Below are 10,947 nucleotides of genomic sequence, written 5' to 3'. Positions count from 1 at the left end.
ACGGTCACTCCCAGGAGGCCTCGCGGTGCCGCCGCGCCTTCTCCATGTAGGTGTCGGGGGTGTAGCGCAGGACGAGCCGGTCGTCGTCGGTGAGCTCCCGGACGATCTTGCCCGGCACCCCGGCGACCAGGACCCCGGCCGGGATCTTCTTGCCGGGCGGGACCAGCGCCCCGGCCGCGACCAGGGTGCCCGCGCCGATCCGCGCGCCGTTCAGCACGATCGCGCCGATGCCGATGAGCGACCCGGCCTCCACGTGCGCGCCGTGCACCATCGCCTTGTGCCCGAGGCTGACCCGGTCCTCCAGCACGGCGGGCACCCCCGGGTCGGAGTGCAGGCAGCTCAGGTCCTGGATGTTGCACTCGTCCCCGACGATGATCTCCTCGTCGTCGCCGCGCAGCACCGACCCGTACCAGACGCTCGACCGGCGTCCGAGCGTCACCTTGCCGACGACCACCGCGCCCGGCGCCACCCACGCCTCGGGATGGATGCGCGGCGCGTCCTCGCCCAACGAACCGACATAGCTACCGACATGGCTCATGCCGCAGATGCTAGGCCCGCCCCGCGCCGGGGCACGCGCACGGGGCGCCTCGGACATATCCGGGCTTTTCGGTGGAGCGGCTAACGTGCCGATGTGGCGCGGGACAAGAAACAGCAGCGAGAACAGGCATTCCGGTTGCGCGAACGGGGTGGGGCGGACAAGAGTCAACTCTGACGTTCCCTACCCTTAGCGACGTCCCGCCCACCCCTCACGACGCAGTGAGCGACGTAGAAGCCCGTGCAGTCCCCGAACCCGACGGGGTGACACCCCGGCGACGACCCCCCAAGGCACCATGAGCAACGAAGCGGAAATCCTGCCGAACCTCCTCCGTGAGGACAACTTCGAGATCGTCATGCGCGGCTACAACCGCCGCCAGGTCGACGAGTACATCGCGCGCAGCCAGCAGAAGATCCAGGAGCTGGAGGCGCGCCTGGCCCGCGCGCTGGACGACGTCGAGCGCACCCGGCGCGAGATGGCCGAGCTGCGCGAGGCGCGCAAGCCCACCGGCGACGACCTGTCCGACCGGCTCCGCCAGATCATCAACCTGGCCGAGGACGAGGCCAAGGACAAGGTCGCCCAGGCCGAGGCCAAGGGCGCCGAGATCCGCAAGGACGCCGAGAACGAGTCGCGGCGCATCATCGACGAGGCCCGCTCCCGCGCCGACCGGGACGTGGCCCAGGCGCAGGAGAAGGCCGAGCAGGTGCTGGCGTCGGCCAAGAAGGAGGCCGACAGCGTGCTGTCGGCGGCCAAGTCCGAGGCCGAGCAGACGGTCACCAGCGCCCGGCTGGAGGCCGAGCGGACGCTGACCGCCTCCGAGCGCCGCGCCAGCGTCATCAACGAGGGCGCCACCCAGCGGCTCAACCACCTCACCAAGAACCACACCACGGCGCTGCAGCGGCTCACCGAGATCAGCGAGACGCTCAACCGCCTGCTGACGGCCGAGAACGAGGCCGGGCCGCTGGAGAAGATGGTGGAGGACGCGGTCAAGCCGGCCGCGCCGCAGCGCAAGCAGACCGCCCCGGCCGCCGCACCGGCCCAGGCCAAGGCCCCGGCCCAGGCCAAGCCGCCCGCCGCGGCCAAGGCCCCGGCCGCCCCCGCCCCGGCGGCCAAGCCCGCTCCGGCCGCCCCGTCGGCTCCCTCCGCTCCGTCCGCTCCGTCCGCTCCGTCCGCGTCGTCGGTGGGCGGCACCGGTGTGGGCAAGCCCGCCGCCCCGCCCGCGCCGCAGGCCGCGGCCCCCGCGACGCCGCTGAAGAAGCCCGAGCCCGACCCCGCGAACGTGGACGCGCCCGCGCCGGCGCCGGCCCCGCCGCAGGTCAAGCCCGCACCGCAGGTGCACGCGCCCGCCCCGGTGGACGACCCCGAGATCGCGCGGCCCGGCGGCCCCGGCACCGCGCACGGCCCGGGCCCGGTGCCGCCCCAGGCGGGCCGCGGCCCGCTCGATCCGAGCTGATCCGTACCGGATCCGGGGGTTCGGGACGCATCGGAAGACACCTCACACGACGCATCGCACGCGTGCACGGCGCTCCGCCGCTTCGGGCGGGGCGCCGTCGCGCTTTGTAGGATCACCGTCATGAGCAAGGCGGCCGACATACGTGACGCACGGCGCCGCGGGCGCGGGGACGGCGGGCGGGGCACCGTCCGGCCGATCCGGCGGCTCGGCGACCCGGTGCTGCGGACCGAGTGCGACCCGGTACGGACGTTCGACGCCGCGCTGCGCCGTCTCGTCGACGACATGTTCGCCTCGATGTACGAGGCGGAGGGCGCGGGGCTGGCGGCCAACCAGATCGGCGTCGCCCAGCAGATCTTCGTCTACGACTGCCTCGACGACCGGGACCGCCGCCATGTCGGCCACGTGATCAACCCGGTGCTGGTCACGGCGGACGGCGACACGCTGGTGGAGCCGGAGGGCTGCCTGTCGCTGCCCGGCCTGCGGTTCGACACGCCCCGGTACGGCCACGCCGTGGTGGAGGGCGTGGACGTCAAGGGCAGGCCGGTCCGCGTGGAGGGCACCGGCTACTTCGCGCGCTGCCTGCAGCACGAGTGCGGTCACCTGCGGGGCGAGGTCTACGTCGACACGCTGTCGGGCGAGGAGCGCCGGGAGGCCATGCGCGCCATCCGCTCGGCGTCCGCGTGACCCCGGCCGGCACCAGCCCCCACCGGGGCCAGGTCAGTACCAGCGGGACGCGCGCTGCCGTTTGATCTCCGAGCGGCGGCGCTTGTTCTCCAGGCGGCGTTCGTTGAGGGCGCGCGGCATCTTCTTGGGGATGCGCTTCTTGGGCGGCGGCGCGGTGGCCTCGGCGAGCACGGCGGCCAGGCGGGCCTTGGCGGCCTCCCGGTTGCGCAGCTGGGAGCGGTGCTCCTCGGCGCGGATGGTGAGCACGCCGCGCACGAGGCGTCCGGCCAGCCGGTCCAGCGCCCGGCGCCGCAGCGTTTCGGGGATGGACGGCGAGCCCGCCACGTCGAACGACAGCTCGACCGCGGTGGCGCTGGTGTTGACGTGCTGCCCGCCCGGCCCGGAGGCGCGGGAGAAGCGCCAGGCGAGCTCGGACTCCGGCACGGAGAACGAGTCGCGGACGCGGATCTGCTCGGGCATGGGCCAGATTATCCCCGCTCGTCCCGGATCATGTCGCCTCGTTTTCCCCGGCGACCGCCACACCCCCGTGCGCAAGTAGCCACTTACACTGGCCGTATGAGCGAGGGACTGTTCCGGGACGGCGACCTGATCCGCGTCGTCTCCCGCGAAGGCGTGCTGATCGCGGCCGGCGGCGCCGCGTCCCTGCTGCAGACCGCGCACCCGGGCGTCGCCCAGGGCGTCTACGACCACAGCTACACCGCCGCCGACCCGCTGCGGCGGCTGCGGATGACCATGGGCTGGGTGTACGCGGTGGTGTTCGGCGACCGCGACGAGGCCGAGCGGTTCAGCGCCCTGGTGCGCCGCGCCCACGGCCGCGTCACCGGGCCCGGCTACCGGGCGGACGACCCCGAGCTGCAGATGTGGGTGGCCGCCACGCTGTTCGCCGTCGCGGCGCAGCTCCACCAGTACCTGTTCCGCCACGCGTTCACCGAGCGGGAACTGGACGAGTACTACCGGCAGACGAAGGTCTTCGCGACGATCCTGGGCTGTCCCGAGGAGCGGATGCCCGCCGCCTACCCCGAGTTCCGCGCCTACTACGCGCACATGATCCAGACCTTGGAGATCAGCGACGCGTCCCGGGCCATCGCCCGGCAGGTCCTGTACCCGAGGCTGCCGTTCGGCCGCGCCGCCGAGCCCGGGCTGTCGGCGATCCGGCTGCTGACCGCCGGGCTGATGCCCGCGCCGATCCGCGAGCAGTACGGATGGCCCTGGGACGCCGCCCGCGAACGCCGCTTCCACCTGCTCATGGGCACCCTGCGGACGGTGTATCCACGGCTGCCGCTGCGGGTGCGGACGTTCCCCCGCGACCACTACCTGAGGACGACGCGCGAGATGCTGGCCAGGATGCCGGCGCCGCGCCGTCCGGCCGCGCACGGCGGCACGACCGCGTGATCCCGACCCCCACCGGGATCACGCGGCCGCCTCCCCCCATGCCGCGCCGCGACCGGGCCCGAACCCCCTAGACGGACCCGGCACGGCGCGGCGCTCTCTCCCCCTCCGGCCGGTCAGACGCCGCCGCCGGCCATGATCTTGTCGGCGATCTTCTTGGCGTCGTTGATCGGGATGGCGAATCCGACGCCGATGTTCCCCGAGCCGTTGCCGGAGGTGGCGATCGCGGTGTTGATGCCCACCACCTGCCCGGCCGCGTTGACCAGCGCGCCGCCGGAGTTGCCGGGGTTGATGGCCGCGTCGGTCTGGATCGCGTTCTCGATCACCGTGGTCTGCTGCTGGGACAGCCGGCCCCGCAGGTAGGGCGGCAGTCCCGGCGCCTGCTCCTGCGAGTCGCCCTCCTGGATCTTGCGGCCGAGGGCGCTGACGATCCCGGACGTCACCGAGCCGTCCAGGCCCAGCGGGCTGCCCACGGCCAGCACCGGGTCGCCGACGGCCAGGGCGCCGCTGTCGCCCAGCGTGGCGGGCTTGAGCCCGGACACCCCCTCGGCCTTGATCAGCGCGACGTCGTGACTGGAGTCGGCGCCCAGCAGCCGCGCCGAGGCGGTCCTGCCGTCGCTGAACTTCACCGCGATCTGGGCGGTGTCCTCGACGACGTGCGCGTTGGTGAGGATGACGCCGTCCGACCGCAGGATGACCCCGGATCCGCCGGCGGTCTGCCCCGTGGCGGTCTGCGCCTGGATGGACACCACGCTGGGCTGCACGGCCGCGGCCGTCTGCGCGGTCGCCGTCGCGTTCTTGTTGGACGCCCCGGACACCGCGGTGGGGCTGGAGTACACCGTCTCGCCGCCGGACACGGCCAGCGCGGTCACCGCCCCGGTGGCGCCCGCGCCCAGCGCCAGCGCGACCGCCGCCCCGACCGCCGCGAGCCTGCGGCGCGCCGTCCACCAGACACCGCCCGAGGCACCCGCCGGTGGGTGCGCCATCGCGGGCATGCCCGGCGCGGGCGGCCCGAACTGCGGCATCCGCCACTGCGGCTGCGGTCCTGCCTGTGGCCCGGCGTACGGCCCGGCGTACGGCGATGCCTGCGGCCCGTCCTGAGGGGCCTGCTGCGGCTGCTGCGGTTGTGGCCCGGTCTCGGCGGCGGCGCCCTGCGGGTCGTGCCGCGGGCCTGCCTGCGGATCTGTCTGGGGGCCGGACCGCGGGCCCGGCTGCGGCTGCGGGGTCGGCTGCCCCTGCCCCCGCTCCCCATACGGAGCGAAGTTCGGCTGGTCGGCGCTCATCTCATCCCCCTGTCGTTCACTTACCGACGATGATGCGCCACCGGGCTGGAATGTCCCTGAGCCGTTCCTGAAAGTCACCTGAAAACAATTCCGGCCGCCCCCGAAGATCACGAACAAAGACCGTGACCGGGAATCGGCGCGGGCGGGCGGTTCGCGCGATTCCCGGTCACGGTGGCGTTTGGCCAGGGCGCACGCCTCCGCCGGCACGGCCCGTGCCCCGGAGGGCGCCCTGTGACAGCCACCGAATCGCACGTACCTGAACGCTTCCTGAATCGTTCCTCAAACTTCGCCCAGGGCCGGCGCCGAACGGCTCGGTGCCGAACGACTCAGCGCCGAACGACTCAGTGCGGAACGACTCAGTGCGGAAGGGCTCAGTGCGGAAGGGCTCAGTCCGGCGCGAGCGGCAGCAGCACCCGGAACACCGCGCCCTGTCCCGGCTCGGAGTCCACTTCCACCGCCCCGTCGTGCGCGGCCACCAGCGCGGCCACGATCGCCAGGCCGAGGCCGGTCCCGGCGTGCTTGCTGCTGCGGGTCTGCGGGCCGCGCGCCGGGTCGACCCGGTAGAAGCGTTCGAAGACCCGCTCGGCCTGCTCGCGGGTGAGGCCGGGCCCCTCGTCCGCGACCTCCAGCACGGCCGCGGGCGCGTCGCGCAACGTGCCCGGACGCAGCCGCACCTCCACCGGCGTGCCGGCGGGCGTGTGCGTGACGGCGTTGGTGAGCAGGTTGCCGAGCACCTGGCGCAGCCGCGCCTCGTCCCCGATCACCTGGAACGCCACGTCGCCGCTGACCGACAGCTCGATCTCGCGGTCGGCGGCGACCATCCGGGTCTCCTGGACGGTGTCGGCGGCCACGGCCAGCAGGTCGACCGGGCGCCGCTCGATGGGACGCTGCCGGTCCAGCCGCGCGAGCAGCAGCAGGTCCTCCACCAGCAGGCCCATCCGGGACGCGGTGTCCTCGATGCGGCCGATCAGCCGGTCCAGCTCGTCGGGCGACCGCGCCGCGCCCTGCCGGTAGAACTCGGCGAACCCGCGGATCGCCGTCAGCGGGGTGCGCAGCTCGTGGCTGGCGTCGGCGACGAACCGCCGCATCCGCTCCTCCGAGCGCCGCGCCAGCTCCTCGGACCGGCGCGCGGACGCCTCGGACTCCGCCCGCGCCCGGAACGCCGCCTCGATCTGCGCCAGCATGCTGTTCAGGGCGCTGCCGAGCCGTCCCACCTCGGTGCTCGGGTCGGCGTCCGGCACCCGCCGCGACAGGTCCCCGGCGGCGATCGCCCCGGCGGTCTGCTCGATCGCCGCCAGCGGGCGCATGCTGGCGCGCACCACCCACACGCCCACGCCCGCCAGCACGCCCACCACCAGCACCCCGACGGTCGCGTCGATGGCGATGAGCTGGCCCACGGTGCGCTGCAGTTCGTCCTGGCTCAGCCCGACGACGAGGATCGAGCCGCCGGGCAGCGGCTCGGCCAGCACCCGCCAGCTCGCTCCCGACCCGCCGTTGCCCCGCACGGTGAACGGCTGGTTCATGCGGCCGTCCAGGTTCGCCGGGAGCCGGGGCGTGCCGCGCTCGCCGAACGCGGCCTCCTCGTCCAGGATCTGCCCGTCGGCGCTGCGCACCTGGGCGTACATCTCGCTGGGCACCCGGATGCCGATGTCGGCCGCGGGACGGCGCAGCTGCGGGACGACCTGGCCGATCGCCTGCTCCACCGCCGCGTTCAGCTGCACGTCCGCCCGGTCGATCAGGTACTCGCGCAGCACGTACACCGAGGCGACGCTCATCACCGTCAACCCCAGGGTGACCAGCACCAGCATCCCGGCGATGAGCTTGACCCGCAGCGACGTCCGCCCGGCCATCGCCCGCAGCCGCTCGGCGAGGCGCGCCGCCCACCCGGGGCCCGCCGCGCCGTACCCGCCCGCGCCTCCGGGAAGAGGCCCGCCGCCGTACCCGACCGGCGCGACACCGTCGGGGCGGGTGGCCCCGCCCCCCTGAACGGGCTGGGTAGGCGCGGGGGCGCCCGGGTCGGCCGGGCGGTGGTCGTCCGGCGGGACGAAGTCGGGGCCCCTCGGCTGGTCCGGGGCTGGCATGGGATCAGCCCCCGCTGGGGGGCATGCGCAGGACGTAGCCCACACCGCGCAGGGTGTGGATGAGCCGTGGTTCGACGTTGTCGACCTTGCGCCGCAACGCCGAGACGTAGGACTCGACGATGCCCGCGTCCCCGCGGAAGTCGTAGTTCCACACGTGGTCGAGGATCTGGGCCTTCGACAGCACGCGGCCCGCGTTCGCCATGAAGTAGCGCAGCAGCTTGAACTCGGTCGGGGACAGCTGGACGGGCTTGCCCCCGCGCCACACCTCGTGGCTGTCCTCGTCCAGCTCGATGTCGGCGAACACCATGCGCGGCGTGGGCTCGGGCACGCCGTCGCGCACCCGGCGCAGCACCGCGCGGATGCGCGCGATGACCTCCTCCAGGCTGAACGGCTTGGTGACGTAGTCGTCGCCGCCGATGGTGAGGCCCTTGATGCGGTCCTGGACGGCGTCCCGCGCGGTCAGGAACAGCACCGGGGTGCGGGTGCCGCCCGAGCGCAGCCGCCGCACGACGTCGAATCCGTCGAAGTCCGGCAGCATCACGTCCAGCACGATCAGGTCGGGACGGTGCCGCTGGGCGGCCTGGACGGCGTCCGCGCCGTTGGTCGCGGTGATCACCTCGAAGCCGGTGAAGCGCAGGCTGCCCGCCAGCAGCTCCAGGATGTTCGGCTCGTCCTCGACGACGAGCAGCAGCGCCTCCGGCGCCCGGGCGCCGCCCGCGGCGTTGTTCGGCGTTCGCTCAGCCACTGACACGTCCCCCTCGTCCATCATTCCAGAGGGTGACAAGCCAACCTGAACGCAACCTGAAAGCGCGCTGAGCTTTCGCCGAGGACCGCCGCCTCCACAACCGAGGACGCCCGGCGGCGCGAGGCCGTCCGGGCGTCCGGGTTCGGCTACGGAAGGGTCACTCGCCCTTCCAGACCGGCTTGCGCTTCTCGGCGAAGGCGGCCGGGCCCTCCTGGGCGTCCTTGGAGCCGAAGACGGGCATGACGATCTCGCCCTGCTTCTGCCAGGCCTCCTCGTCCGACCAGTCGGCCGACTCGACGATGATCTTCTTGGTGGCGGCCAGCGCCAGCGGAGCGTTCTCGGCGATCTTCAGCGCCAGCTCCTTGGCGGCGGCCAGGGCCTCGCCCGGCTCGACCAGCCGGTTGACGAACCCCAGCTCGGCCATGCGGTCGGCGGGGTACTTGTCGGCGGTCAGGGCGATCTCCATGGCGATGTGGTACGGGATGCGGCGCGGCAGCCGCAGCAGCCCGCCGCCCGCCGCCACCAGCCCGCGCGACGGCTCGGGCAGCCCGAACTTGGCGTCCCGCGCCGCCACCACCATGTCGCAGGCCAGCGCGACCTCGCAGCCGCCCGCCAGCGCGTAGCCCTCGATCGCGGCGATCAGCGGCTTGGCCGCCGGGCGCTCGACGATCCCGGCGAACCCGCGGCCCTCCACGATCGGGTTGTCCCCGGTGAGGAAGCCCTTGAGGTCCATGCCCGCGCAGAACGTGCCGCCCGCGCCGGTGAGGATGCCGACCGACAGGTCCTTGCGCGAGTCGAGCTCGTCCAGGGCGGCGGCGATGCCCTGGGCGACCGCGCCGTTGACGGCGTTCCTGGCCTCGGGACGGTTGATGGTGATGATGAGGACGGCGCCGTCCTCTTCGGTGAGCACCGCTTCCTCGGGGGGTGTGGGGGGTCGTCCCCCCTCGGGAGATAGGGCTTCGCTCATGCGTTCCTCACTTCGGCTGGAAGCGGATGCCGCCGTCGAAGCGGACGGTCTCGCCGTTCATGTAGTCGTTCTCGATCAGCGCCTTGACCAGGTGCGCGAACTCCGACGGCCGTCCCATGCGCTTGGGGAACGGGACCGGCGCGTACAGCTTGGCCTTGAACGCCTCGGCGGCCTCGCCGGTGCCGTAGATGGGCGTGTCGATGATGCCGGGGCAGATCGTGTTGACCCGCACGCCGATCGCCGACAGGTCGCGGGCGGCGGGCAGCGTCATGCCGACGATGCCGCCCTTGGACGCCGAGTAGGCGACCTGGCCGGTCTGCCCCTCCAGCGCCGCGACCGAGGCGGTGTTGATGACGACGCCGCGCAGGCCGTCCTCGTCGGCCGGGTCGGTCTTGGCGATCGCGGCCGCCCCGATGCGCATCAGGTTGAAGGTGCCGATCAGGTTGACGCGGATGACGGTCTCGAAGGCGCCCAGGTCGTGCGGGCTGCCGTCGCGGGCCACGGTGCGCGAGGCCCAGCCGATGCCGGCGCTGTTGACGATGACGCGCAGCGGCGCGCCGCTGTCGACGGCGGCCTGCACGGCGGCCTGCACCTGAGCCTCGTCGGTCACGTCGGTCTTGACGAACACGCCGCCGATCTCCTCGGCCAGGGCCTTGCCCTTGTCCTCCTGGAGGTCGGCGACGACCACCTTCACGCCGTTGGCGGCCAGCTCACGGGCGGTGGCCTCACCGAGGCCGCTCGCGCCGCCGGAGACGACGGCGGAAACTCCGTTCAGGTCCATAAGCAGCACCTTACGTCAGGGACCGAATCTGGTTCGGGCCGATGTTACCGAAGGGTCACGCCACGGGTCATGTTTGGCCCCCGCCCCGCCGGGCACCCGCCCCGCGTGCGCCGGGCACCCGGTTCCGTACCGTACGCCCGGTTCCTCAGGACCAGCTACCGCGAGGGGGACCCATGAGCGAACGACCCGCGCAGAGCCAGCCCTACCCAGGCCGGACCGGGGAGATGACACCCGAGCCCCGGGACGAGATGCGCGGCTACACCGGCAGCGGCCTGCTCAAGGACAGGAAGGCCCTGATCACCGGCGGCGACTCGGGCATCGGCCGGGCGGTGGCGGTGGCGTTCGCCAAGGAGGGCGCCGACGTCGCCATCACCTACCTGAACGAGGACGACGACGCCCGGCACACCGCCGGCCTGGTCGAACGGGAGGGCCGCCGCTGCCACACCTTCGGCGGCGACCTGGCCGAGGAGCGGCACTGCCGCGAGGTCGTCCAGCACGCCGCCCGCGAGCTCGGCGGCCTGGACGTGCTCGTCCTGCACCACGGCACCCAGCAGCCGGTCAAGGACATCCGGGAGATCGACGACGCCCAGCTCCGGCGCACCTTCGACGTCAACGTGCTCAGCCTGTTCTGGATCGTCCAGCAGGCCCTGGAGCACATGGGCGAGGGGTCGGCCATCGTGTTCACCGGGTCGATCAACGGGCTGCGCGGCAACAAGACGCTCATCGACTACTCGGCGAGCAAGGCCGCCGCCATGGTCCTGGCGCAGTCGCTGGCGCAGAACCTCATGGACCGCGGCATCCGCGTCAACTGCGTGGCGCCCGGCCCGGTGTGGACGCCGCTGATCCCCGCCACCTTCGACGAGGAGCGCGTCGAGAGCTTCGGCGCCCAGGCCCCGATGGGCCGCGCCGCCGACCCCGACGAGATCGCCCCGTCCTACGTCTTCTTCGCGGCGGGCCGCCTGTCGTCCTACTACACCGGCCAGACCCTCGTCCCCGCCGGCGGCGAGATCCACCCCGGCTGACCGCCCA

The 10,947-nt window shown here is 73.3% G+C and carries 11 protein-coding genes; 4 read left to right on the top strand and 7 right to left on the bottom strand.

Annotation, left to right across the window (positions count from 1 at the left end; translation table 11 throughout):
* Positions 1–4 precede the first annotated feature (4 nt).
* Positions 5–538, bottom strand: coding sequence for a gamma carbonic anhydrase family protein (locus ABZ801_RS12270; protein ID WP_360696457.1), 534 nt, complete (start codon positions 536–538; stop codon positions 5–7).
* A 292-nt stretch (positions 539–830) separates the two neighbouring features.
* On the opposite strand from ABZ801_RS12270, the gene ABZ801_RS12265 reads away from it, so the two are divergent.
* Entirely contained in the window at positions 831–1,988 is a 1,158-nt protein-coding gene (locus ABZ801_RS12265) for an ATP synthase F0 subunit B (RefSeq protein ID WP_360696454.1), read from the top strand.
* Positions 1,989–2,108: 120 nt separating this feature from the next.
* Positions 2,109–2,672: a peptide deformylase gene (gene def / locus ABZ801_RS12260; protein WP_360696451.1), complete on the top strand. Its 564-nt coding sequence runs from the start codon at positions 2,109–2,111 to the stop codon at positions 2,670–2,672.
* Between the two features lie 33 nt (positions 2,673–2,705).
* Here the strand turns inward: def and arfB are convergent, their stop codons facing one another.
* The gene (gene arfB / locus ABZ801_RS12255) at positions 2,706–3,131 is read right to left on the bottom strand and encodes an alternative ribosome rescue aminoacyl-tRNA hydrolase ArfB (RefSeq protein WP_344957321.1); all 426 of its coding nucleotides are present in this window, start codon (positions 3,129–3,131) and stop codon (positions 2,706–2,708) included.
* Between the two features lie 96 nt (positions 3,132–3,227).
* Between arfB and ABZ801_RS12250 the strand changes: the two genes are divergently transcribed.
* Positions 3,228–4,064 (top strand): oxygenase MpaB family protein, encoded by an 837-nt coding sequence (locus ABZ801_RS12250; protein WP_360696448.1) that lies wholly within the window; start codon positions 3,228–3,230, stop codon positions 4,062–4,064.
* A gap of 113 nt (positions 4,065–4,177) precedes the next feature.
* On the opposite strand, the gene ABZ801_RS12245 is transcribed toward ABZ801_RS12250, so the two are convergent.
* The 5 genes from ABZ801_RS12245 to ABZ801_RS12225 all read right to left on the bottom strand — a co-directional run bounded on the left by ABZ801_RS12245 (position 4,178) and on the right by ABZ801_RS12225 (position 9,918).
* A complete protein-coding gene (locus ABZ801_RS12245; RefSeq protein WP_360696444.1) occupies positions 4,178–5,344 on the bottom strand; it encodes a trypsin-like peptidase domain-containing protein in 1,167 nt (388 codons plus the stop codon).
* A 386-nt stretch (positions 5,345–5,730) separates the two neighbouring features.
* Positions 5,731–7,425 carry a HAMP domain-containing sensor histidine kinase gene (locus ABZ801_RS12240; RefSeq protein ID WP_360696441.1) on the bottom strand — a complete coding sequence of 565 codons (1,695 nt, stop codon included), beginning with the start codon at positions 7,423–7,425 and terminating at the stop codon, positions 5,731–5,733.
* Between the two features lie 4 nt (positions 7,426–7,429).
* Complete coding sequence (locus tag ABZ801_RS12235; protein WP_360696438.1) at positions 7,430–8,170, bottom strand: response regulator transcription factor; 741 nt, start codon at positions 8,168–8,170, stop codon at positions 7,430–7,432.
* Between the two features lie 157 nt (positions 8,171–8,327).
* Positions 8,328–9,137: a crotonase/enoyl-CoA hydratase family protein gene (locus ABZ801_RS12230; RefSeq protein WP_360696435.1), complete on the bottom strand. Its 810-nt coding sequence runs from the start codon at positions 9,135–9,137 to the stop codon at positions 8,328–8,330.
* Between the two features lie 7 nt (positions 9,138–9,144).
* On the bottom strand, positions 9,145–9,918 hold the full coding sequence (locus tag ABZ801_RS12225; RefSeq protein WP_344957332.1) for an SDR family NAD(P)-dependent oxidoreductase: 774 nt from the start codon (positions 9,916–9,918) through the stop codon (positions 9,145–9,147).
* Positions 9,919–10,091: 173 nt separating this feature from the next.
* Between ABZ801_RS12225 and ABZ801_RS12220 the strand changes: the two genes are divergently transcribed.
* Positions 10,092–10,940 (top strand): SDR family oxidoreductase, encoded by an 849-nt coding sequence (locus ABZ801_RS12220; RefSeq protein ID WP_360696431.1) that lies wholly within the window; start codon positions 10,092–10,094, stop codon positions 10,938–10,940.
* The last annotated feature ends 7 nt before the right edge of the window (positions 10,941–10,947 follow it).

Source organism: Actinomadura sp. NPDC047616 (assembly GCF_040642915.1).
Taxonomy (GTDB): domain Bacteria; phylum Actinomycetota; class Actinomycetes; order Streptosporangiales; family Streptosporangiaceae; genus Spirillospora; species Spirillospora miaoliensis.
Note: the sequence above shows the minus strand (reverse complement) of the source record. Positions and strands in the feature narration are given on the sequence as shown.